A 25,375-nucleotide genomic window follows, 5' to 3' on the forward strand; every position below is an offset into this window, starting at 1 on the left:
GCTCCCGAGCCCGCAGCCACGGCGCCTCCCCCTCACCACCGGACTGACGCGCAGACATACCTGCAGCGACATCCGCGACAGGCCGGGCACCCTGCGGCCGCGCGGACAGCGGCGCCCGATGTTTAGACCAAACGGTTCTGCGGGACGAACATACCCATCGAAAGGGTGAAGTATTTCCTCCAACAGCCGTGTCGGTGATCACGAAACGTAGGTTGATGGTGGGTGGCGAGTCGTCGCATCTCATTTGGCCGCTGCCGTGGCTGCGCTGGAAAGATCCCCGATGCTTCGTCACCTCCTGCTTGGTTTCCTCTGTTCGGCCGTTCTGCTCACGGTGGTCGCGCTCCCGGCCGACGCATCCATCCCGGCGCCCACCGGGCGGCTGGAGCTGGTCCAGACGAACAGCTTCAGCAACACCGTCATCATCACCGGATGGGCCCTGGATCCCTCGGCACGCACCGTCTCCAGCAGCGTGCAGGTCACGATGGACCGACAACCTCTGGGCACCTGGCGCTCCGCCGATCTGCCGCGGATCGACGTCAACACCGCCATGCATGCTACCGGCGGACACGGCTTCAAGATCACCCTCACCCTGCCCGCAGGCCAGCACCTGGTGTGCCTGGATGCCCGAGATGTCAGCAGCCCAAGGACTACCGCATCCCTGGGGTGCTTCTCGTTCCACGCCTACCCACCGGCCACCAAGGCGGACATGCTGGCCATCGCCAAAACCATCGACCCCAACAACACCATCAACTGGACCTTCACCGCTCTTGCCACAGGAATGTCTGGACAGGCCCAGCCCTGGAACCGGCTCATCGACGTCGCCTCCGGCAACTCGGTGCATTACCTACGGGCTGTCATGTTGCACGAATGGGCCCACGTCCTGCAGTACCGCGCCTACTCCGGTACCGACCCCTGGTTCGACGCAGTCCAAGCCTTCAACGAACTCCTGGGAGACCCCAACGACCGCCACAGCTACAACGGCGTGGAACACGGAGCCGACTGCATCGCCCAGGCGTTGGGGGCGGACTACCTCGGCTACGGCTGTCCCACTGCGCTCAAAGCCTTGGCAACTCGCATCGCCCACGGAGCCCGCAACCTCTGATGGGCAACGTTCTTCCCGGGTGTGTCGTAGCACGCACCAGTTGGGCCTCGGTTCTGGTGCACCCCCGATACCCAGACTTGGTAGACCTGCTCCGCTGACAGTGCAGGTCTTCGAAGTCCACGTCGGCGCGCATCTGGGCCGTCGGGCTGAGGGACACGATCCGCGCTCCGCCGCGGTCGCATGCTCCACGGGCCAGAGCCGCCGCCGGCCGATGACTTCCACAACGCGACGAATCCAGGACTGACGTCCAGGGATGCCGGACGTTGCTGCGCAGTGACTCCACGGTCGGGGTGGGAAAGCCATTGGGAAAAAACAACCCTCACCGCATCGGAACAATCCGTCAGGGCAGAGTGACCGCGGCGATCACCACCGGCTGATGGCGCGTGTAGTCCAGTTCATCGCTCTGGTTCACTCCCGCCGGTGTCAGGGTGTCCATCACCTTCGGCAGCACCTTGGGGTCCGTCGTGCAGCGCGGATCGCTGGTCGTGGTCGCGCACTCGCCGAATGAGTAGGCACCAGGTGTGATGGTGAAAGCCCTGGCCTGATCCGCGCTGAAGCCGTCCTGCCCGGCCAACGTCAAGGCGAACTTCCACCCCGACGCCGGGGTGCCGCCCAACGCCGACTTGTCGACGGTGAAGGTGATGTACCGGGAAATCTGCCGCGCTGTGATGTTGATGGTGCCCAGGGTGTTCCCACCGGCGTCGATGAATCGCTGCCCGAAGCCCTGCACCTCCAGTAGCCGGTTCCAGCCGGCGGCCAGCTGGTAGTTGCGGCCCGGGAACGATGCCGCCGTGGAGGTGGTGCCGCCACCGGGCACGGTCACGTAGAGATCGATCAACTGCGCCCCGAGCGGGCTGCCGAAAGTAGGTGTCAGGTCGCGGGTCTGCGCCCGGAAGGTGACCGTCGAGCCCGTGTCGTAAATCTGGAAATCGGTCAGATCGTAGGCACCGGCGTGGAAGTCGCCGGCCGTGGGGTAGGTGTAGTTGCCCGGGCCATTGTCGTCCCCGGCCGGATCAGGGGCGTCGAAGATCTTGCTGCCCGCGACGATGTCGTTGAGCACGGTGACCACCTGCTGGGCCGTGCCCCCATTGGTCGCCGTGGCCGTCACCACCAACACGTTGGTGCCGCCGGCCATGGTCACCGGAACGGAGAACATGCCACCGGCACCGACCGTGGCGGTGGCCGGCGTCGTGACGCTGTGGCCGTCGGTGGCCACGTCGGCCACATCAACAAGAGCTCCGACGGCAGCCGAGCCGGTGACGTTGATGGTCCCGGTCTGCGCCGTGCCGTCCGCCGGGGCGGTCACCGTCAGGGTCGTGCTGCCCTGGGTGTGCTCGAGGTACCTGTCCACCGTCTGCTCCGGCTGCTCCAGCACCTTGCGTGCACTCAGGTCAGCCATCAGGCGGACCTGAGATGCACTACCCCAGGTCAGCGGGGCCGCCGACCCGGCCGGCTTGCCGTTGACGAAGCCGATCGAGGCGGTGCCCGGGTCGGTGCCGAACGCCGAGGCGGCGACATCTTGTGCGTCCCAGTCCTGCTCGGGCACCAGCCCGACACCCGAGGACATGTTGTCGATGCTGGACAGCAGCTGCCCGGCGTAGTTCCGGTTGCCGGTGGCGAGCTCCTGTTCTCCTCGTTCGGCCGACAGGACGGGCCAGACGTGTCCGGTGCCCTTGCCGGATGGGGCCCACGGCGCGCCGAGGGTGGCGCAGCCGCCGCCGACACCCAGCACGCTGCAGTCGCCGTAGCCGTCTCCGTTGTAGCGCAACCAGCCCGGGCCGCTGGGGGTCTGCTTCATCAGGGTCGCGTCGACGACCTTCAGCGAGTTCTGCACGACCGGATCGGCGGCCGGCAGCTCGCCGAGCCGGACCAGCTCCAGGAACCCGGCGTCGATGATCGAGCGCTGGTCGAGCGTCGCGCCGCCGTTACCGAGGTTGTAGCTGATCGCCGCGTTCGGATCCCCGGTCTTGGACACACGGATGAAGTAGGGATCGGTGGACAGCGGCCCGTTGGTGGTCACCGACCAGCCCTTGATGCTCCGCTGGTAGAAGTCGGCGGTGGCCAGCCACACGCGGGCCGAGGCGCGGTCGCCGTGCTGCTTGGCGATGTTGCCGGCCGCGACCAGACCGGCGATCTCGGCCGCGATGGTGGACGGGGAGTACCCGCTCTGCTCCTCCCACCGCTCCGGGCCGGTCGCCGGGCCGTGGCTGATCAGGAAATTGGCTGCGGCCTTGATGTGCGGCCAGAGCATGGGGTCGCCGCCCAGCCCGGACTGCTGGGCCATCAGGATCGGGTAGGCCGCCTCGTCCAACTGGGTGTTGAACGAATCAGGCGCCACCTTGCCGTTCAGCAGCGAGTTGCGCGGCATCGAGCCATCGGGTTGTTGCTGCTGCAGCAGTAGAGATCTCGTGGTCGCGCGAGCCGTCGAGAGGTCACCGTCGGTCAGTAGTGCAGTGAACGCCTCGTAGAGGTCACGGGCGAAGACCTCGCGATAGGAACCGAAGTAGGTGTTCGTCGGGTCGCCGGCCGACACCGCCTGCCCCCACGGCGAGGCCAGCGAGGCCACGATCGCGCCAGGGAACGTCTTGTCCTCACTGGACTTCACCACGTTCGCCGACAGGTAGTACTCCTTGACCGCGGCGATCTTCTGGGCCCGGCTCAGGCCGGGCAGATCCAGTGACGGCCGGCGGAGTCCGGCATCGTAACGCAGCCAACCGATCTCGTACTGGGCCAACAGGGCCCGGATCGGCGTCCGAGCGGTGGCGCCTGCGGTGCTGACCGCGGCGGCCTGACTCGTGCCGAAGCCCAGCGCCAGCGTGGCCGAGGATTCTTCGCCGAGCTGGATCGCGGCTGTCTGTTCGACGTTGCCACCCACCGCCTTGTCATAGCGCGGTGTCAGCACATGGGCGCCGTCCAGTTGGGACAGGCCGTCGCTGGCGGTCCCGACGAAGCCGGAACTGGCCGCGGTGAAGGGCTTGTCGGCCCGCAACGCCAGGTAGCTCGGCACCGCGTAGTCGCGGTTGACGGCGTTGGTGGCCGTCACGGTGTCGTAGGAGACCGGGACGGGTGAGCCGGTCGACGAGTCGACGGTGGCCGAGTCCGCGCCGCCATTCCCGGAGCCGCCGCCCCCGTTGCCGCCCATCGTCGCATCCAGCCGCACGTAGAGCCGGAAGGCTCTGGCTGCCCTGGACAACGGGACATAGCGGGTGTGCACCACCACGCTCGCCCTGGCCGTGTCGGTGAGGTAGGTGGTCGTGAGACGGTACTGCCCGGATTTCGCGGTGGAGGTGACCGTGCAGATCATCCCGGTCGGATCGGCCGACACCGTGTAGGTCATGTCCCGGCTCTGCAGATCGGTGAACGAACTGCCGTCGCTGACCAGGAACTGCATGGTCTGGACATTGGTGGCGTCGATGGTCGGTGCGTAGACGTCGGAAAGGACGCCACCGGCGATCGTGTACCAGATCTTGGAGGTGGCGTTGCGGGCAGTACCCAGACAATCCTTGCGCGCCAGCCCGAAGTGGCCCAACGAGCCGGGAGCGCCCGGGGCGACCGTCGGTGTCGGTGTCGACGTTGCCGCCTGGACCGGCAGGGCACCCCACCCGCTGACCACCAGAGCGCAGGCCAACAAAGCCAGACGAAGGCGAGAACGTTTCACGAAGCCTCGATTCGAGCCGGCGCCGAGCCTCGATGCCCGGACACGCCGACCCATTCGAGTCCAGTGGGGCGCAGCTGTCAAGCCCGGCCCACTCCGCCGCAGTGCCATCACCGCAGACATGCTCGCCAGCCGGTAGCCACCGTGGCCGGGTCCGATGAATCGCGGTGGCTGAGCTCGCTTCACCTCGAACGGTTTTGTGCGGGTCAGCAGATCCCTGCGGGTGCGAGCATCGAGGCGGCGTGGCGCGCGCTGTTCACCCAAGAAGTGCCAACGTGTTTCGCCGGGTCGGCAGTGGGCGGCCACCAGTGCCGCCGACCTCGCAACGCATCCATATTTTCGGCATGACGGTCGCACCCCGGCCACAAGCTGCTCGCACCGATCGACGATCACCCGGTACAGGTTCAAGCCGCTCACCGCGCGCTCGCCGACCGGTAATTCCGGCAGAACCTTCGCCCTTTCTGGAGCGCGCTCCGGTGGGTCGAGGAAACGAATGAGAGGTGGGCATCTGATACAGTTGGCACCCGGAACGAGCTGGGCGCAGACCTTCGAACGGGCCCGGGTGGCCGCACCTGAGGCATTCGGCGTCGATCGGGCCCTGAACCTGATCCAGGGCGAGTGGGTCGAGGGCGTCCAGATCGGTGAGCACCGAACCCCGGTGGACGGGTCCCGGATCCCGGGTCCGCCGCGGATCGATCACCGCACGGCCGAGCTCGCCGTTGCCGGCGCCGTCGCCGAGCATCGGACCTGGGCCCTGACCGATCTGGACGAACGTCGCCGGCGGGTGCTCTCGGCAGTGGAGGAGATGGCCGGGCACCGGGACCTCCTGGCGTTGCTGCTGGTCTGGGAGATCGGCAAGCCGTGGCGGTTGGCCTGCGCGGACGTCGACCGGGCGTTGGACGGGGTCCGATGGTACGTGCAGGAGATCGAACGGCAGAGCGCCGGGCGGGTGCCGTTGCCGGGTCCGGTCAGCAACATCGCCAGTTGGAACTACCCGATGAGTGTGCAGGTGCACGCCGAACTGGTGCAGGTCCTGGCCGGGAACGCGGTGATCGCGAAAACGCCGAGCCAGGGCGGGTTTCACTGCCTGACGCTGGCCCATGCGCTGATGCGCCGCGCCGGGCTGCCCGTCACGTTGGTCTCCGGGGTCGGTTCGCAACTGGGGGATGTGCTGATCCGCGGACGGGGCCTGGGGGCGTTGGCCTTCGTCGGGGGCCGGGCCAACGGCCGCAAGGCTGCCACCTCGTTGGCCGACACCGGACGCCGGCACTTTCTGGAACAGGAGGGACTGAACACCTGGGGGGTCTTCGGGTTCGGCCAGTGGGACCTGCTGGCCCAGCATCTGAAGAAGGGGTTCGAATACGGCAAGCAACGCTGCACCGCCTATCCGCGTTTTGTGGTGCAACGGTCCCTGTTCGATCAGTTCCTGCAGACCTATCTACCGGTCATGGACGGGCTGCGGTTCGGTCACCCGCTGGCCCTGGACGATCCAGCCGATCCGTTGCCGGAGTTGGACTTCGGGCCCGTCATCCATGCCGAGAAGGCGCGCGACCTGCGGGACCGGTTCGACGAGGCGGTGTCCGGCGGCGGGATCCCGCTGGTGCGCCGCACTCTGGCGACGGGTCGGTTCCTGCCGGGCCAGGACACCGGTGCCTACATCGCGCCCGCGACGATCCTGGAGCCGCCGTCGTCGTGGTCGCTGCACCACCGGGAACCGTTCGGCCCCTTGGATTCCATCGTGCTGGTGGACACCGAGGCGGAACTGCTGTCGGCGATGAACGCCTCCAACGGATCGCTGGTGGCCTCGATCGCGACCGACGACGCCGATCTGGCCGCCCGGGTCTCCGAAGAGCTGCAGGCGTTCAAGGTCGGGGTGAACACACCGCGTTCCCGCGGGGACCGCGACGAGGTGTTCGGCGGCCGCGGCGCCTCGTGGAAGGGCGCCTTCGTCGGTGGCGACCTGCTCGTGCAGGCGGTGACCTGCCGAGCCGACGGATCCGTTGAGCAGCTGTACGGCAACTTCCCGACCTACTCTCTCTACCCCCACCGGTGATACCACGGCCTTCAGATGATCGCTGGCACCACCACTTGCCGGGTCGGCACGTCGACCAGTCACCACTACTTGAAGGCAGGCAACCCAGGACCTGCTGAACTTGTGCATGTTCGGTACTCCCGAAATGAACGCAGGAACGGCGCAGCAGACCGTGAGACACGCTGCTGCGCTCACGGTCCCGCACGTTCGCGCGCAGCGGTCGCGGTCGTCTTGTCGCGCCGCGGTCAGGGTGCGGATGATCGCGTCGGCGCGGATGCCGACCTGCGAGCACGAGAACGGGCCCCGCTCGGCACGGCCAATCGAGCCAGTGTCGCAGGGGCCGACGGGTTGGTCGACAAGCCGACGGCGGGTCGATGGGCCGGGTCGGCCGCGGAGCTTGGCGATCGAGCTGATCAGTTCCACCTCGGTCTGCTCGGACGTCTGCTTGCCCTCGGCGCCGACGCGTGGGGCCGCAGAATCAGCCGATAGGTCACTTCGGTGACCGTGGGTGAGCTTTTGCCGATGGACGAGTCAAGTGGTTCCACCTTCCGAGGCCGGTAGTCAGCCGTTTGGTACGAGGAACCCGCGTTTGTGCCCCGCGTGCGAAGGCTCCAATCAATTCTCCGTGGCGCACCAGTGACCGGCGGCTCCATACGCCCGGATGGGACGCGTGCTTCGGTTGACAGACCGTGTTCAACTTTGGACCGGGACCACGATGGTGGCGCCGACGAATGAGAGAGCACGGAGATCTTTTGATGACGATGGGCCGTTCATTGCCGGCGAACTCCTGGCGATCTTCGGGGCCGTCGCACCGGGGACGCCACGCCGCGGCGCGCACCGGTCGCCGTCTGCTCGCCCAGCTTGCTTCCGTCTCCCTCCTGGTCGCCACGATCGTGGTTCCGGTCGTGGCCGACGCGCCGTCCGCCTCGGCCGCAGCCGCTTCGACCATCGGCATGGCCAAGACCGGCCCCGGTTCGGTGTTGGCCGGAAGTCCTGTGGCCTACTCGCTGTCGGCCACCAACCCCTCCGGTGCCGGCAGTGCCGTTCAGGAGTACAATGTCTCCTTCCGCGACGTCCTGCCCGCGGGGGTGGACTACAAGCCCGGTTCGACCACGCCCGCGGACGTCGGCGATCCGAAGGTGATCACGGCCCAGGTCCACTTCCCGACCGCCGGTTCGCCGCTGGTGCCGCAGCAGACGCTGATCTGGAGCAACGTCGCGGATCTTCCGCTGGGCGGGACGGTGTCGCTGGGCTACCTCGTCGTGGCCGACCACACGCTGTACCCGGTCGGCCACGACCGTCGGCAACAACGCGCAGGACTTCGCCTCGACCAACCCGAGGCTGGTACCGAAGTTCACCGCGGCGGGCACTCCCGTCGACAGCCTGACCACGGCCGTGGGACCGACCCGGTCGACCACCACCACGATGTCGGCCATCACGATCAAGAAGTCCGACGACGCCAGCCCGGAGGGCAAGTTGCTCCGCGGGGTCCACAAGGACGACTCGGTCTACACCCTGCTCGTCACCAACAACAGCGATCACCCCACCATCGGCAACCAGGTGGTCGACTATCTCCCGGCGAATCTTGAATTCCTCGGGTGCGGCACGACCGAGAACAGCGCGGGCAACGAATACGCCGGGTCCGGACCGCTGGGCGCCGGCCGGACACCGACCGACAACTGCAGGCCGCCCGCAGCCGTCGAGACGGTCGCCAACCCGACCGCGTTGCTGTCGGGCGTCTTCACCAAGGTCACCTGGACGGTGCCCACCCTCCAGCCGGACGACACGTACACGATCCGGTACGTGGCCGCGATCCCGTTGCAGGACAACACCATGGTGTTCCCCGGGGGCTCTCCCAGCCCCGCATCCGGCGGCCAGGGTGCCAACCTGGACAACAACACGGGTGCTTCCACCCGGCAGTCCGGCGACGGCCAGACGGTCACCAACTCGGCAAGCGTCACCGGCACGTACACCGGCCCGACCCCGGGCGACCCGACCGGTGCCGGCGGCACCCCGGTGAGCGACAGCGACACGCACACCGTCACCGCGAAGGACGTCCGGGTGCTCAAGAGCGTGCAGAGTGCCGGCAGCGCGCCCAGCAAGCAGGATGCCTTCGCGATCGGGGGCGTTGCCACCTACTCCCTGCAGGTCGACACCTCCGAGTACACCTCCGCCCAGAACATCGAGCTCACCGATCATCTCGGCAACGGGGTCTGCCCGATCGTGACCACCGCCCAGTGGGCCACCCTGGTGCAGGACAATCCGTCACTGGCGGGAGTCGGCGGTTGCGTCGACGACAACCAGGGACCGACCATCGACGCCGGGCCCCCCATCAGCTACTCCAGCGTCACCTTCGACGCGAACACGGGCGTCTTCACCATGACGTTCTCGCCCATCGCCGATCTGGCCGACCAGTCGAGCGTGCACATCACCTACCCCGCGCGGATGCTCGCGCAGTATCCCGGCGGTTCGCTCGTGAACACCGAGACCAGCGCCGGCGACAGCTTCGGCAACACCGTGTCGTTGGCTGCCACGACCACTCCCATCGGGAACAGCCCGGAGACCGGCCCACTCGCCGTCACGGACACGTCCTCGGCCGAGTTGGTCAGCAGCGCACCGGCGATCAAGAAGCTGATCGAGCCGCTGCCTGTCCTACCGGCAACGAACTATTCCTGCGCCGGAACGGGTTTCGTCGATCCGACGAACCCGTCTCTGCCCTCCGCAAGAACAACTTTCGCGCTCGGCGACCTCGTGTGCTTCGAACTCCGGGTCAGCTTCGCCGCCGGGACCTTCACCCGTGATGCATCGGTCACCGATTTCCTTCCGCAGGGCACCACCTTCGTGGCCGCGACCATCGGCCCGGACAACACCGTGCCGACGAACCAGATCGCGCTGGACACCTCGGCAGCCTCGAGCGGAACGGTCACCTGGGCCCTGGGACGGACCTCGGGCAACGCGCTGGTGCTGGACCCCGGTCAGACGTTCGTGGCCCGGGTCGCCGTGCGCATCACCGATCCGGCGAATCCCGGAGCGGTCGACATCGCCGGCAACCTGATGAAGCTGCGCCAGCAGAACTCGGCCGGTCAGGTGATCTCGCTCCGGGATCAGGTCAACTTCGCGATCGCCCCCGGCCATTCCCCTGTCGCTCACCAAGGGTGTCGCCTCGATCAACGGCCTGCCCAACCCGGAGAACCCGGAGAACACAGATCACCAGCAGATCAGACAGGGTGACGTGGTCGATTTCCGCGTCGACATCTCGCATCTCGGGACAGCCGCGAACGGCACGGACCGCAGCGTGTCGAACATCGAGGTGTGGGACGTCCTACCCGCGCCATTCACCTGTGCCGACCTCACCGCGAGCGCCGGCTTCGGCCAGGAGTGCCGCGACCCGGGTGCGTTGAACGGCTGGAACCCGACGGTGAGCGGCCGGTCCATCATCCGCTGGATGATCCCGGGCAGCCTGGCCGCCGGCGGCACCACACGACTGGACTACACCGTCACCGTGCCACAGGTCGGTCCGGCGATCGACGTCTCCAACACCGCGTACGTCTCGCAGTACACGGCCGACTCCGACGACCAGCTGGACGGCACCACGTACTACCCGGCCGGGAACATCGACGCCGACATCCCCCTGGCATCCCAGCTGGCCCCGGCCGTCATCGACAGCTCGGACGTCTACACCGCACCAGCGTCCGCGACCAAGACGGTCACCAGCGCCATCGCCGAACCGGGCAACGACGGGGCCGGCCAGGCGGCGGTCGGCGAACTGCTCACCTTCACCATCGGAGCCGTGGTACCCGCGGGTCTGACCGTCGCCTCGGCCACCCTCGCGGACGCGCTGCCGCCAAACGGTCTGGAAACTGCTCAACGGCGCGCATCCACCCACCGCATCATTTGCTCCCAATGCAGCCAGTCCTGGCGTGACAACCGCACTACCCGTTGGCTTCTCACTCGATCCCAGCTCCGGCGCGCTGACCTTCCCGACCTCCTACACCAACAACACCGGCACCGACCAGCTGATCCCGGTGACGCTGACCGGTCGATTCACCACGGCGGTCGGCGGCCAGGGCGACGCCAAGGTCGACACTGCCGAATTCACCTACACCCCAGCAGGCGGTGCGGCGACGACCCTGACCCAGCCGGCCACCTCGACGGTGGTGGAGCCGCTGCCGACGCTGAGCAAGTCGGTCTCCCCCGCCGGGCCCTACACAGCAGGCCAGAACATCACCTATCAGCTCACCGCCGGCAACACCGCCGGACGGCCGACGGCCTACGACAACTGGGTTCTCGACTGCGTCCCGGCCGGCCTGCAGGTCACCGGATACGTCGCCGGCGGACCGGCCGTCGGCAGCGCAGACAGCCCGACCCCGGGTACCGGAACCGGGAGCGGCGGCAACGGATGCGCCACCGGAACCACCCGGATCGGTTGGCACGTCGGTGATCTGGCTGGAGGGGTCAGTGCGTCGCTGTTCTACACGGTGGCCATCGAAGCCGCCGCGGCCGCCGGCAGGACCTACCTGAACACGGCCGACCTGAGTGCGTCGTCGATTCCCGGCGTTCGCTCGACCCCCCAGTCGCCACTCCCGGACGGCGCGCGCGGGTACACCGCGTCCGACAACCAGACGGTGAAGGTCACCACCCCGGCCCTGACCAAATCAGCAACACCTGATCATGCCAACGTTGGCACGGCGATCACCTTCACCGTGACCGCGCAGATCCCCGCCCAGGTCAACCTCTATCACGCGGTCCTGCGGGACCTGCTCCCCGCCGGTCTGGACGCCTCCACCCTGACGACGGTGTCGCTGACCTGCGCCCAGACACCCGGCACCTGCACCGTGCCGTCGACTGCTCCGACGACCACACCGTCCGGCGCCGGCACCCTGGCCACGTGGGATCTCGGCGATCTGTTGGCCCAGCCCCAGGTCCGCACCATCACGCTCACCTACACGGCCGTGCTGGCCGACGTGCCGTCCGTCAGCCGCAACTCGACGGTGACCAACGGCGCCTCCATCGCGTGGAACCCGGCGATCGGCGGCGGCATACCTCCGTTCACGGCGTCCGACATCTCCGCGACCGCCACGATCACCGTCACCGAACCGGTGGTCCACCTGACCAAATCGGTGTCCAACACCAACCCGGAGCCCGGCCAGGGCTTCGACTACACGCTCAGGGCGATCAACGGCGGCGGTCCGGGCGATGCCGGCACCGGTCCCGCCTACGACGTCGGGATCAGCGACGCGGTACCGGCCGGCGTGGCCATCGACCCGGGGACCTTGCCGGGCGGGACCACGCTGACCGGGCAGGATCCCAACGGCTCCGGCGGAACCCTGCGCTGGTCGATCCCCGGCCCGCTGGCCGTCGGCGGGTCGACGACGGTCACCTACCACGCCACCCTGGCGCCTTCGGCCGGGCTGGGCACGGGCGGGCAGCGCAACACCGCCACCGTCACCGACGTCTACAGCCAGACCAACACCGGTGGCCGGCACTCGACGCCCGGAACCACTGCCTCCCGCACCGTGACTCCCGACTTCCCGAAGATCGTGCCGACCAAGGCGGCCGTCACCACCGGCCCCGCCTACGCCGGAGCGCCTTTCACGTGGCAGCTGACGCTGACCAACGCCGGGACCGGCCGGGCGTACAACCTGAGCGCGACCGACACGCTGCCGTTGCACTGGACCTACGATGCCGGCTCGGCCAGGGTCACCACGGCCGGCGGCACGGCAGTCGCCCTGGACCCGACGATCACCGCAGCGACCGCCACCAACGGTCCGAAGCTGACCTGGACCGGACTTGCCCCGCTGCAGGGCAACCCGTCGACCGACGGACTGGCACCCGGTCAGACCATCATCGTCACGCTGGATGCCACCCCCGGTCCGGATGCACCGACCACCAGCGGTACGGCCAGCCCGAACACCAACACGCTGACCTCCACCGGCACCGACGCGACGAATGCCGCCGGTGACGCGGTCGGGCCCTACGGCTCCGGAACGGGTACGGCGGTGGCGTTGATCGCGGCTGCAGACGTCCAGATCACCAAAGCGGCAAATACTTTCACCGCCGGCAGTCAAGGCAGTTGGACGCTGACGGCGAAGAACAACGGCCCGGATCCGGCAGTCGGCCCGTTCAGCCTGACCGACACCGTCCCCAACCGCCTGACCCTGCCCGGTGGCGGCACCGGCGCCGCTCTGAGACTGATCTCGGCGACCGGCACCGGATGGTCCTGCACCACCAACTCGGGGACCGGAGCCGTGGCCTGTCCCGGACGAACGGCACCGAGGTGCTGCCGACCGGCCAGTCCTTCCCAGCCGTCACGGTCACCGTCGCCATCCCCCAGGACGCCGTCACGAGTTCGACCGTCCAGAACGCGGGCTCCATCGCCGATCGCACCTTCGACCCTGACACCGCGAACAACACCGATTCCGCGACCGGCACGGTCGTCACCGAGGGCGATCTGAAGATCACCAAGACGCTCGCCGGCGTGATGACCGCCGGAGCGAACGCGAGTTACACCATCGGCGTCACCAACCTCGGCCCTTCGGTGTCGTTGGCCGATGCCGGCTCGCCGATCACGGTGACCGACACGCTGCCGGCCGGGACGACTTTCATCGCCGCTTCCGGCTCCGGCTGGAACTGTGCGGTTCCGGCCGCCGGTGTGCTGACCTGCCGATGGACCACGACCCTGGCTGCCGCGGCCGGCGCCGCCCCGTTGACCGTCACCGTTCGGGTGCCGTCCGATCGCACGTCACCGGTGGTCAACACGGCTGCGGTGACGCCGGGCAGCACCCCGGACGACGATTCGCTCGGGGGGATCGACACGGCGTCGGTGACGACCACTCCCGATCAGCAGGCAGACCTCGGGATCTCCAAGGTGTTGGTGAACAAGGACACCCAGCCGATCGTCGCCGGCACCGACCGAATCTACGAACTGGCGGTCACCAACTACGGGCCGTCCGACGCCACGGGTGTGGTCGTCACCGACACGTTGCCCGCCTTCGTCTCCTCCAGCGGCACGTTCACCTCGGTCTCCGGCACCTGGACCTGCGTGACCGCCGGACCACGCGTGACCTGCTCGCTCACCGGCGCACTCGCCGGCCCCAACCTGGGCGCCCCGGTCACCGACACCGTCCGCATCTCGGTCCACATCGCCGACAACTTCGATACCGCAACGAGTATCGTCAACTCTGCCACGGTGGGCGCAGACACCCACGACCCCGGCCCGACCTCGAACACCACCTCGGACGACTCGTCGGTGACCGGACAGGCCGACCTCACCCTGGACAAGACCATCACCACCGCCGCCGTCGCCGGGCGCAGCATGAACTATCGATTGCAGGTACACAACCTCGGACCGTCGGTCGCCACCGGTCAGACCCTGGTGGTCGACACCCTGCCCACCGGATTGTCCTTCGATCCCGCCAATCTGCCCTCGGGCACCGGCTGGAACTGCAGCCTGACCAGCGCGGCCACCGTGACCTGTTCCTCCGCAGCCACCGTCGGGACCGATGCGTCCGGAGCCAACCTGGCCGGTCCCATCAACGCGCCCGTCCTGGTCGACGAGCAGGCGCTCGGCACCCTGGTGAACCGCGCCACGGTTTCCGGGCCGGTCTACGACCCGGTTCCCGAGAACGACACCGTCACCAGGGACACGCCGATCACCCAGCTGGCCGACGTCTCGATCACCAAGACCGCGGCCAGGCCCACCGTGGTCGCCGGCACCGACGTCACCTACGGCATCGCGGTCGTCAACGCCGGGCCGTCGACCGCGCGCGGCCTGAGCGTGGTCGACACCCCGGACCCCGGTCTGGTGGTCACCGCGCTCTCCGGCCCCGGTTGGAGCTGCACCCTGGCCACACTGACCTGCCTGCGGGACGAGTTGACCGTGGCCGGCGGCGTCTCGACGATCACCGTGACCGCGCATCCTGACTCCGCAGTAGCGACCGGCACCTCGCTCGTCAACAAGGCCGACCTGACGGTGACCACTCCGCACAGCCCCGGCGCTCCCGCCTGGCACGGCCAGGACATCATCTCGGTCAGCACGACCGCGGGCGTTTCCCTGACGAAAACCCACGACAGCGCCAGTGATCCCGTCTCGGCCGGCGATGCCGTCAACTTCGCCCTGACCGCCTCGAACGCCGGTCCGTCGGATGCGGTCGGCCCTATCACCATCACCGACACTCTGCCGACCGGGATGTCCTACCTGTCCAGCCAGGGTCCCTGGACCTGCGCCGCCGCCGGCCAGGTGATCATCTGCACTCTGGACGGCGGTGCTCCCAGCATTCCGGCGGCTGGCCGGGCACCCGGACTCGCGCTGGCTGTGTCCATCAATTCCGGTGTGCTGAGTGCGACTCTCACCAACAGCGCCACCGTCTCCACCGGCACCCCGCAGGACCCGACCGTTCCCGTGTCGGCCACCGACACCGTCCCGGTGACGACCAGCGCAGATCTGACGGTGGTCAAGTCGCACACCGGCACCGCTACGGCCGGGGTGAACTTCGACTGGACGGTGACCGTCACCAACCTGGGTCCGTCGATCTCGCGGGCCACCGCCGGCAACCCGATCACGGTGACCGACACGCTCCCCGCCGGCACCACCTTCGTCTCGGGAGGAAGTGGTGCGTCCGGATTCAGCTGCGTAACCGGACCCGTTGACAACACGGTGATCTGCACCCGCAGCGCCGACCTCCAGGTCGACCTGCCCGCCGGCACGCAGGCGGTGGCCTTCCCGATCCGGGTGGCGGTCGCACCATCGGTCCGCAGCACCTTGACCAACAACGCCTCGATCACCCCGGGCAGCACGACCGAACCGGCCGGAGCTGTTGCCGCAGCGGACAACACCACCAGCGATGCGGTCGACGTCACGACGCAGGCCGACCTGTCGATCACCAAGACCCACGCCCCCGGCGCGCGGGCAGTGGCCGGCAGCCCGTTCACCTGGACCATCACGGTGACCAACGCCGGTCCGTCCGACTCCTTCGCCGGCCAGGGCTCACCGATCACCGTCACCGACACCCTGCCCGCCGGCGTCACCTTCGCCGGTGCAACGTCAGCTGAATTCACCTGTGCTGCAGGGGCTCCGAGCGGAACGGTCCAGTGCCTGGCCACCGCACCTCTGACCGTCGGGGACCACCCGATCAGCTTGACCGGGCTGGTGGATCCGGCGACGCTCGGCGACGCCGGTCAGGTCGACCCGCCGGTGCGTACGCTGTCCAACACCGCCGAGATCACCGCCTTCACCACCCCGGATCTGGCTGGTACCAACACCGCGGCCGACGTAGCACCTCTGGACACCAGAGCCGACCTGTCGGTCGTCAAGTCCCACGCGCACGGCGCGACTGCGGTACCGGGCCGGCAGTTCAGCTGGACCCTGCTGGTGAGGAACCTCGGCCCGTCGATCTCCCGCGCCTCGGTGCAGAGCCCCATCACCGTGACCGACACGCTGCCGGCCGGGGTCACCCTGGTGAGTGCCACCGGTGATGGCTGGGAGTGTGCGGCAGTCGGCCAACTGCTGACCTGCACGGCGGGAACCGTTGCCGCACCGGTAGATCTCCCGGTGGGCACCACGGCGCCGATCACCGTCACCACCACTGTCGCGGTCGATGCCACCGGCACCCTGACCAACGCAGCCACCGTGCACCCCGGCATCACCACCGATCCTGACGCCGCCGACCCCGCTGGCAACAACACCAGCACCGATACCGCCGTGCCGGTCGGTCCGCAGGCCGATCTGTCGATCGCCAAGTCGCACGACGCAGCAGGCGTCCGGGTCGGTGATCCCATCACCTTCACTCTGACGGTGGCCAACCACGGGCCTTCCGTTGCCAGGAACGTAGTGGTGCTGGACCCGATGCCGGTGGGCCTCACGCCGCTCTCGGCCCACGCCGACGGCTGGACATGCACGATCACCGGCCAACGGGTCGAATGCGCGTTGGCGTCGGCGTCCGGGCTGACACCGCTCACAGCACCGGGAGGGATGATCCAGCAGTTGATTGTCACGGCTACCGTGACCACCGACGCCTACCCCGGGGTCATCAATGCGGCCACCGTATCCTCGTCGACACCGGACCCGTTGCCCAGCAACAACACCGCAGACGACCCGGTGAAAGTTCCGGCGCTGGACGACCTCTCGATCACCAAGGGACTGCTTAGCTCGATGGTGGTCGGTCGGCCGGCCGTCTACCGCCTGACCGTCACCAATCGCGGACCCACCGAGGCACCGGGCCCCCTCTCGGTGACCGACAAGCTGCCGACCGGCCTGACCGCCATCAGCGCCAAGGGCGTTCCGGTCACGGGTGCGCAGGCGCCCGGGATAGCAGCGCAGACCACGTGTTCCATCGCCGCCACGATCAGCTGCACACTGCCTGGAGCGTTGGCAGCGGGCACTGCGGCAGTCATCGACGTGACGGTTCAGGTCGGTCCATCGGCGTACCCGAGCGTGACGAACAGCGCTACCGTGACCTCCGCTACCGCGGACACCGACCCGAGCAACAACTCCTCGACGGTGACCAGTCCGGTCACCCCACTGGCGGGTCTTGCACTGACCAAGGCGCTCGTCGGGACCGGTCCGGACAGCAGTGGTCTGCTCTCCTGGCGGCTGAGCATCACCAACTCCGGCCCCAACGTGTCCGACGCTCCGCTGACGGTGGTCGATCAGTTGCCGATCGGGCTGTCCTACAAGGACTTCAGCGGTTCGACCGACTGGTCGTGTCGATCTGGCGGGCGCAGCGTGCAATGTGCCTTCGTCGGCACTCTCGGCGCCGGAGCCTCTGCTGCTGTACTGATCCAGACGACGGTCAGCGCATCGCCGGGGACCGCTCTGGTGAACCGGGCGACGCTGCGCGGCGTCACCGGCCCGACGATCGCGGTCGCCGATGCCGGGTACTCCGTCCCGCCTGCAACGCCGGTGACGCCGCCGACCACCACGCCGCCGCGAACGCCGCCCGGCAGCAGTTCACCGGTCACCCCGCCGCCGGCGACGACACCACCGAACCCATCCGGCCGGCTACCCAATACCGGAGTCGACATCAGTCCGATGCTGCTCACCGCCGCGCTGCTCCTGCTGGCCGGTGTGGCGCTGTGCCTCGGCGGGCGAGGACGGCGGCTCCGCCGTCACTGACTGGTCCAGGGTGAGCAGGAGAGGAGCGGCACCGGCTGATGGAGGACGGCGTGAGTGCCCTTCGTCCATGAACGGTGACCATCGCGCTGCGCGAGGCAGCGGTGACGAGTCCCCACAGCCGAGCGCCCGGCCGGGACGGGTCTACCCGGCACATCGCAACCGAAGGTGTAGGCCAGGCCTGAATCCGCCGGTCTCCAGCAGCGACCTCGCGACGTAGTTGGTCGGGTTCCGGAAGCCCGGAGCAGACCCAGCAGGTGCTCGAGGCGGCCGTTGATCGCCTCGGTCGTGCCCGGCCGGTCGAAGTACGCCAGGACCTCAGCGGCGCGTTGCTCGAGCGTTCGGCCCAGCGTGCGGATCTCGACCAGGGCGGCGGGGATTGCGGCGCTGAGCGTATCGATCAGCTTCCGCATCTTCCGTTTGCCGCCGGCTCGACCGGGGTCGCGGTAGGCGGCGACCATCGCCTGGTAGACGCCCCACGTCGCCTCGACCTACAGACGATCTTCGTTGGCGAACAGCGGCGAGATCCGTTGCTGCTGGGTGTCGGTGAGCAGATCCGCACCGGCGGCAAGGGTGCGGCGCGCCGAAAGCAGTGGGTCGCCGGAGCGGCCGCCTTGGCCCAGGGTGCTGTTGCACTCGGCGTCGACGCAGTGCCAGGCTCTGCCCGGCCAGGCGGACGACGCGGAAGGGGTCCATTACCACGGTGAAGTCAGGTTTCAGCTCCACGGGTGTCGGCGGTCTTGAACCCGGTGAACCCATCCATCGCCACGACCTCCACGCCCGTGAGGTGCTGGCAGACCAGGCCGGTCAACGCCCGCCGCAACCCGCCGCGGGACAGCCGGGCCCGCGTCCGCGGCCCCGGACGTGTCCTGCCGCCACACATCCCCTCAGCTCTCTCACGATACCGGCGGACCGTGACCAGTAGGATCATCGATCGCCAGCTGAGCGGTTCGTGGGCCGGTCGCCGTGTCGTGGAGTCTCGCGGCCGGCCTTGCCCGCCGCAGCGTCCGCATCGATCGTCGGGGTCTACGACGCGACAAGCCGGCACCGCCCGATCCGGTTCCAGGAACTGCCCGGTCACTCGCAAACCGAGCGCGTCGAGCCGGGCAACGACGCGCCGATCACGTCTACCCCCTAGACTGATAAGAGCCCGGTAACATGGGTGAACAACATTGGCGTGAGGAGCAAACCATGGAGGATACCTTTCCCTACCGGTGTCGGTCGATGCAGGCGCGATGACGATACCCATTAATCGGCTGATCGTCGCGGTGAAGGTGCTGGCCGCACTGCTGGGGTTCAGCGCAATCGTCACCGAGATCGCCACCCTGGTGTCCGTCCGCCATTTCGTGGCCGCCAATTTCTTCAGCTTCTTCACCGTCGAGTCGAATGCGCTGGCCGTCGTTAGCCTGCTGCTGAGCAGCTTCGTTGCCGTGGCCGGCGGTATCTCGGCCCGGCTCGAATTTTTCCGCGGCGCAGTCACCCTGTTTATGACGACCACCATTTTGATCTTCATCGTCCTGCTGTCCAGGTTGCCGGCATCCGAACTCACCGCGGTCCCGTGGGACAACACGGTGTTGCACTACATCATGCCGTTGGTGATCATCATCGACTGGCTTATGGTGAACCGGCGACAGCCGATCGAGTTTCGCAGGGCGCTGCTCTGGTTGGCCTTTCCTCTGCTCTACCTGTCGTACAGCCTGATCCGCGGCCCGATCGTCGGATGGTATCCGTATCCGTTCATGGACGCTTCGGCGCACGGCTACTCCAGAGTCATCCTCACGTCGCTGATCATCGCTGTGGTGCTGACGGGCCTCACGGCGGTGATTTCGCGTGCGCCGGCGTGGATGCCCGGCAGGCATGCCGTCGCGCGCTGACATGGCCTGTTGCACCGACTCGTCGCCACGGAATACCCTCGCATCCGGTCTCATCACGAGTCTGCTGGCATCCCCGGCCGAGGTGTTAACCGGCCGCGCCAACAACGAGAAGTATCTGCATTGGTAACTGGTCAGGTCTCACCGCGGTGAAATAGGGCTCTTGTGACGTTCTCGTGGGCGTCTTGACCCCTGGTTGTGGGCGACACACCGTGCCCGGTATAGCTTCTGGATTATCTAGAAACAGTCACTATCCAGGAGCACGGTGTGCGCGGTGTAACGATATGGCGAAAGCTGCTCGGTGTCGAGCAACTGCAGGTGTGCGATGTGGCGTGGGAGGAGGCCGACGACCGGCAGGTGCTGGTCGTTTCGGTGCGTGCGACGAAGGGCGCCCGGAGTAGGTGCAGTCGATGCCGGCGTAGACGGCCGGGCTATGACCAGGGCGGCGGAACCCGGCGGTGGCGGTCGCTGGACTGGGGGTCGACGATGGTATTCCTGCAGGCTGCGGCTCCGCGGGTGAGTTGCCAGAGGCACGGGGTGGTCGTCGCGGCGGTGCCGTGGGCCCGACCCGGCGCGCGGGCAACCCGAGCGTTTGAAGACCAGTGCGCGTGGTTGGCGGCGCACACCGCTTCGTCGGTGGTGGCGCAGTTGATGCGGACGTCGTGGCGGCACGTGAGCGCAATCATCGAGCACGTCGTCGCCGACGGTTTGGCCGGCCGGGACGTGCTCGCGGGGCTGCAGCGGATCGGCATCGATGAAATCTCCCACCGCAAAGGCCAGCGGTATCTGACGTGCGTGGTCGATCAAGACTCCGGCAGATTGGTGTGGGCCGCACCGGGCCGCAACAGCGACACCCTGGGTCGGTTCTTCGACCAACTCGGCCCAGAACGGGCGGCGGCGTTGACGCACGTCTCGGCCGACGGGGCGCAGTGGATCCACGACACCGTGACGGCCCGCGCGCCGCAGGCGGTGCTGGGATTGGATCCGTTTCATATCGTGGGGTGGGCCACCCGGGAGTTGGACAAGGTCCGTCGTCAGACGTGGAACACGCTGCGGGGTAACAGTAGCTCTGCGCAGGCGTCGTCGGTGAAGGGCAGCCGCTGGGCATTGCTGAAAAACCCGGCGGACCTGTCCCCGGAGCAACGCGGGTCCCTCGCCTCGATCGCCCAGACCAACCGGCATCTGTATCGGGCGTATCTGCTGAAGGAGCAACTGCGCGCGGTGTTCCAGGTCAAGGGCCAGGCCGGCCGTGAACTGCTGGCCGGCTGAATCGCCTGGGCCCGCCGCTCCCAACTCCCCGGCTTCATCGCCCTGGCCGCAACGTTGAAGCGGTTCCAGCAGCTGATTTGGAACACCCTGATCCACCACATGAGCAACGCCCAATCCGAGGCCACCAACACCCACCTACGGGCCTTGACCCGCAGGTCCTACGGCTTTCACAGCCCAGAAGCGTTGATAGCCATGGCAATGCTCACCCGCGGCGGGTTATGCCCGCCGCTTCCCGGACGCTAAACCACCCACGAAAACGTCAGGAGACCCCTCGTTTAGATGCCTGAAGCCTAACTCATATTCCACGGGTGTCAAGTAGCCCAATGAGGAATGGCGTCGGTGCGTGTTATAGTAAGTTTCGATCCACAGAAACGTTTCCCGTCGTAGACGTTTCAACGTCGGCCACGGCTTCGTATGGATCAGCTCCTTCTTGTACGTCGCGAAGAATGATTCGGCAACCGCATTGTCATAGCAGGTGCCGGTGCGGCCCATCGACCGGCGGATACCATTCGCCCCGCAGAAGTCCGCGAAAATTCCGGACGTATATTGGGGTCTCCTGACGTTTTCGTGGGTGGTTTAGCGTCCGGGAAGCGGCGGGCATAACCCGCCGCGGGTGAGCATTGCCATGGCTATCAACGCTTCTGGGCTGTGAAAGCCGTACGACCTGCGGGTCAAGGCCCGTAGGTGAGTGTTGGTGGCCTCGGATTGGGCGTTGCTCATGTGGTGGATCAGGGTGTTCCAAATCAGCTGCTGGAACCGCTTCAACGTTGCGGCCAGGGCGATGAAGCCGGGGAGTTGGGAGCGGCGGGCCCAGGCGATCCAGCCGGCCAACAGTTCACGGCCGGCCTGGCCCTTGACCTGGAACACCGCGCGCAGTTGCTCCTTCAGCAGATACGCCCGATACAGATGCCGGTTGGTCTGGGCGATCGAGGCGACCGACCCGCGTTGCTCCGGGGACAGGTCCGCCGGGTTTTTCAGCAATGCCCAGCGGCTGCCCTTCACCGACGACGCCTGCGCAGAGCTACTCCTACCCCGCAGCGTGTTCCACGTCTGACGACGGACCTTGTCCAACTCCCGGGTGGCCCACCCCACGATATGAAACGGATCCAATCCCAGCACCGCCTGCGGCGCGCGGGCCGTCACGGTGTCGTGGATCCACTGCGCCCCGTCGGCCGAGACGTGCGTCAACGCCGCCGCCCGTTCTGGGCCGAGCTCGTCGAAGAACCGACCCAGGGTGTCGCTGTTGCGGCCCGGTGCGGCCCACACCAATCTGCCGGAGTCTTGATCGACCACGCACGTCAGATACCGCTGGCCTTTGCGGTGGGAGATTTCATCGATGCCGATCCGCTGCAGCCCCGCGAGCACGTCCCGGCCGGCCAAACCGTCGGCGACGACGTGCTCGATGATTGCGCTCACGTGCCGCCACGACGTCCGCATCAACTGCGCCACCACCGACGAAGCGGTGTGCGCCGCCAACCACGCGCACTGGTCCTCAAACGCTCGGGTTGCCCGCGCGCCGGGTCGGGCCCACGGCACCGCCGCGACGACCACCCCGTGCCTCTGGCAACTCACCCGCGGAGCCGCAGCCTGCAGGAATACCATCGTCGACCCCCAGTCCAGCGACCGCCACCGCCGGGTTCCGCCGCCCTGGTCATAGCCCGGCCGTCTACGCCGGCATCGACTGCACCTACTCCGGGCGCCCTTCGTCGCACGCACCGAAACGACCAGCACCTGCCGGTCGTCGGCCTCCTCCCACGCCACATCGCACACCTGCAGTTGCTCGACACCGAGCAGCTTTCGCCATATCGTTACACCGCGCACACCGTGCTCCTGGATAGTGACTGACCCTAGATAAGCCAGAACCTATACGCAGCCCGGTGTGTCGCCCACAACCAGGGGTCAAACCACCCACGAGAACGTCACAAGAGCCGTATATTGACCAGACTCAACCGGTGGTAGCAACACTCGGCTCCTGCAGTAATAGTAGCTGCTCGGCCATCGCTTCCGCCGGTGTCTTCCAGCCGAGCGTTTTGCGGGGTCGGTCGTTCAATGCATCAGCGACGGAGTCAATTTCTGCGGCGCACCAGCGGGATAGGTCGGTTCCTTTCGGGAAGTACTGACGTAGCAGGCCGTTCGTGTTTTCGTTCGTACCCCGCTGCCAAGGGCTGTGCGGATCGGCGAAGAACACCGCCATACCAGTCTCGGCCTTTAGAGAGACATGCGCGGCCAGTTCCTTGCCACGGTCCCAGGTCAACGACTGACGCAACTCCCGCTGCACTGCAACCATTTTCGCGACAATACTGTCCTTGGTTGCGGTCGCGCCGTAACCGCTCAATGCGGGACCGTTCTTCACCGGCGGCTCAAGTCCGTAGCCTTCCATTCGCGGCAGGTGCAGCAGGATCGTGAACCTGGTCATCCGTTCCACGACGGTGCCGATCGCTGACCGGCCGGTGCCGATGATGAGGTCGCCCTCCCAGTGGCCGGCGGTCTTCCGATCGTCGGCCTCGGCGGGCCGCTTATCGATCGTCACCTCCGGAGTCACGTGGCCGGTGGCTCGCTTTCGGGCTCTCGCCCGGGGGACCCGCAACGCCCGTCCGGTCCGCAGACACGGCACCAAATCGCGCTCCAAGGCGCCGCGGTCCTTGATGTACAGGGCCTGATAGATCGCCTCGTGGGAGATGCGCATCGTCGGGTCGTCGGGGAAGTCGATCGGCAGGCGGTGGGCGATCTGCTCCGGGCTCCACGCTGTCACCCACCGCCGGTCCTGGCGGTGAGGCTTGTTACGCCCCTTCCATTTTGCAACGACTGGTCCCGGTACGACAGTGCCGTCCGCGGCGCGGATGACCCCGGCCAGGCGGTCCTGGACATGGCCACGAAGCCGATCGTTCGTCACCAACTTGGCCGTCTTGGGACGGCGGGCCATCAGCTCGGCCTTCCACTGGGCAGTCGACGCTCGATACTCCAACTGGCCGCCACGAGTTGCGGCATTGCGGCGCAGCTCCCGCGAGATCGTCGATGGCGACCGACCCAGGCGGCGGGCGACCTCACGCACTCCGTTGCCCTGCGCTGTCAGCAGAGCGATGTCCTCTCGCTCAACAAACGAGAGATATCTGCCCGACGGGGGCTGCAGTTCAATCAGCGGCATGCCGCCACTGTCGCGGAACCAACGCGTCCCGACGGGCCCCGACACGCCGCACGCCGTCGCGGCGTCTTCGCTGGTCATCCCTTTCGCGATGTTGCGCCAAAATACCCGTTCGACATCCCGGCGGGCCGGCGGCCGCCCGGGCGACCGCATCGCCGGCCGCCCGGTCATCGACATCATCCGATCCGAAGCTGGACCCATTGCAAGACCTCCACTCTCGGGAGTGTTGCGACGACCAGTTGAATCCGCCTTGCGTCCCGCGGTCGGAATGGAAGATGACGCCGCCGGCGGGCTGACGCCTGCGCAGCGCCATCGACAGTGCGTCGGTGACCAGACTGGTCCGCATATGGGTGTCCAACGCCCAGCCGACCAACGCCCGGGAATGCAGATCGATCACCGTGGCCAGGTACGCCCACCCATCCCACGTCTTGATGTAGGTGATGTCACCGCACCACTTGGTGTTGGCCTGGCCGGCCGTGAACTTCCGGCCGATCAGATCCGGCGCCGGCGCCGGGTTGTCACCTGCAACAGTGGTGACCTTCCACGCCCTGGGGTGCCGTCCCTGCAGGTCGGCGGCCTTCATCAGCCGGTACACCCGCTTCGGCGAGATGCGGTGACCCACCGACGTCAGATGCGCCCACATGCGCCGCACCCCCGGGTTGCCGTGCAACGCCCGGAAAGCCACTTTGATCTCGGCGGTCAACGCCGCATCCGCCGCCTCGTGGGCCGACGGTCCCCGGCCGCGCCACGCGTAATAGCCGGCCGTGGACACACCCAGCTCCGCACACATGAACGCAACGCCGTACTCGCCCGAATCAACCCAGTCCGCGATGGCAGCGAAGATCACTGCTGGCCTTTCGCGAACCAGGTCGAAACTTTTTTTGCGAACTCAAGCTGCAATTCCAGTTTCGCGTTCTCCTTGCGGAGCCGAGCAAGCTCGGTCCGCTCCGACTCGGTCAACGGTTTCTCCGCAGCCGGTTCCCCCTGGGGTTGAATCTTGCTCACCCATTTCCGTATCGACGTGTCGCAGATGTCCAACTTCCTGGCGACCTCGCCGATGGTATGGCCGCCGTCGATGATCAACGAGACCGCATCCCGCTTGTACTCATCGGTGAAGCTCCTCCGGGTCGAACCCATCAGTCAGTCTCCTACGCCTCAGGAGCTGCAGCAACCTCGCAGGGTGTCCACCGAAGC

General features: G+C 67.4%; 12 protein-coding genes and 3 pseudogenes. 8 read left to right on the forward strand and 7 right to left on the reverse strand.

All coding sequences use genetic code 11. The features are described 5' to 3' along the window. Nucleotides 1-280 precede the first annotated feature (280 nt). A complete protein-coding gene (locus H7F38_RS19685; protein WP_187091409.1) occupies nucleotides 281-1,102 on the forward strand; it encodes a hypothetical protein in 822 nt (273 codons plus the stop codon). Nucleotides 1,103-1,442: 340 nt separating this feature from the next. Here H7F38_RS19685 and H7F38_RS19690 read toward each other — a convergent pair whose 3' ends face one another. After that, the gene (locus tag H7F38_RS19690; RefSeq protein ID WP_222618192.1) at nucleotides 1,443-4,760 is read right to left on the reverse strand and encodes a glucodextranase DOMON-like domain-containing protein; all 3,318 of its coding nucleotides are present in this window, start codon (nucleotides 4,758-4,760) and stop codon (nucleotides 1,443-1,445) included. Nucleotides 4,761-5,250: 490 nt separating this feature from the next. On the opposite strand from H7F38_RS19690, the gene H7F38_RS19695 reads away from it, so the two are divergent. The 5 genes and pseudogenes from H7F38_RS19695 (at nucleotide 5,251) to H7F38_RS26110 (ending at nucleotide 17,902) form a co-directional block, all read left to right on the forward strand. Beyond that, nucleotides 5,251-6,810, forward strand: coding sequence for an aldehyde dehydrogenase family protein (locus H7F38_RS19695; protein WP_187091411.1), 1,560 nt, complete (start codon nucleotides 5,251-5,253; stop codon nucleotides 6,808-6,810). A 1,404-nt stretch (nucleotides 6,811-8,214) separates the two neighbouring features. Beyond that, nucleotides 8,215-10,020: a hypothetical protein gene (locus H7F38_RS19700; protein WP_187091412.1), complete on the forward strand. Its 1,806-nt coding sequence runs from the start codon at nucleotides 8,215-8,217 to the stop codon at nucleotides 10,018-10,020. A 1-nt stretch (nucleotide 10,021) separates the two neighbouring features. Beyond that, nucleotides 10,022-10,306, forward strand: a pseudogene (locus tag H7F38_RS26740) (hypothetical protein); the annotation flags it as partial. A 403-nt stretch (nucleotides 10,307-10,709) separates the two neighbouring features. Then, nucleotides 10,710-13,244, forward strand: coding sequence for an isopeptide-forming domain-containing fimbrial protein (locus H7F38_RS19705; protein ID WP_187091413.1), 2,535 nt, complete (start codon nucleotides 10,710-10,712; stop codon nucleotides 13,242-13,244). A gap of 26 nt (nucleotides 13,245-13,270) precedes the next feature. Next, nucleotides 13,271-17,902 (forward strand): DUF11 domain-containing protein, encoded by a 4,632-nt coding sequence (locus H7F38_RS26110; protein ID WP_255498436.1) that lies wholly within the window; start codon nucleotides 13,271-13,273, stop codon nucleotides 17,900-17,902. Nucleotides 17,903-18,043: 141 nt separating this feature from the next. Here the strand turns inward: H7F38_RS26110 and H7F38_RS19735 are convergent. After that, nucleotides 18,044-19,043: pseudogene (locus tag H7F38_RS19735) on the reverse strand (transposase). 70 nt (nucleotides 19,044-19,113) lie between these two features. On the opposite strand from H7F38_RS19735, the gene H7F38_RS19740 reads away from it, so the two are divergent. Together H7F38_RS19740 and H7F38_RS19745 are read left to right on the forward strand one after the other, a co-directional pair. After that, nucleotides 19,114-19,773 (forward strand): Pr6Pr family membrane protein, encoded by a 660-nt coding sequence (locus H7F38_RS19740; RefSeq protein WP_187091414.1) that lies wholly within the window; start codon nucleotides 19,114-19,116, stop codon nucleotides 19,771-19,773. A gap of 264 nt (nucleotides 19,774-20,037) precedes the next feature. Then, nucleotides 20,038-21,282 (forward strand): annotated as a pseudogene (locus tag H7F38_RS19745) (ISL3 family transposase). Here H7F38_RS19745 and H7F38_RS26745 read toward each other — a convergent pair. From H7F38_RS26745 to H7F38_RS19765, 5 genes are all read right to left on the reverse strand, one after another. Beyond that, on the reverse strand, nucleotides 21,256-21,531 hold the full coding sequence (locus H7F38_RS26745) for an integrase core domain-containing protein (protein WP_187091415.1): 276 nt from the start codon (nucleotides 21,529-21,531) through the stop codon (nucleotides 21,256-21,258). The pseudogene H7F38_RS19745 and the gene H7F38_RS26745 sit on opposite strands and share 27 nt — an antisense overlap. 84 nt (nucleotides 21,532-21,615) lie before the next feature. Continuing rightward, nucleotides 21,616-22,860: an ISL3 family transposase gene (locus H7F38_RS19755; RefSeq protein ID WP_187091416.1), complete on the reverse strand. Its 1,245-nt coding sequence runs from the start codon at nucleotides 22,858-22,860 to the stop codon at nucleotides 21,616-21,618. Nucleotides 22,861-22,984: 124 nt separating this feature from the next. Continuing rightward, nucleotides 22,985-24,184, reverse strand: a complete 1,200-nt coding sequence (locus H7F38_RS19760; RefSeq protein WP_187091056.1) for an IS30 family transposase — start codon at nucleotides 24,182-24,184, stop codon at nucleotides 22,985-22,987. Continuing rightward, nucleotides 24,171-25,028, reverse strand: coding sequence for an IS3 family transposase (locus H7F38_RS26115; protein WP_370531269.1), 858 nt, complete (start codon nucleotides 25,026-25,028; stop codon nucleotides 24,171-24,173). The genes H7F38_RS19760 and H7F38_RS26115 overlap by 14 nt, the downstream gene beginning before the upstream one ends. Then, nucleotides 25,025-25,318 carry a transposase gene (locus H7F38_RS19765; RefSeq protein WP_187091418.1) on the reverse strand — a complete coding sequence of 98 codons (294 nt, stop codon included), beginning with the start codon at nucleotides 25,316-25,318 and terminating at the stop codon, nucleotides 25,025-25,027. Before H7F38_RS19765 ends, H7F38_RS26115 begins: the two co-directional genes overlap by 4 nt. Nucleotides 25,319-25,375: the final 57 nt, after the last annotated feature.

This window comes from Nakamurella sp. PAMC28650 (assembly GCF_014303395.1).
Lineage (GTDB): Bacteria > Actinomycetota > Actinomycetes > Mycobacteriales > Nakamurellaceae > Nakamurella.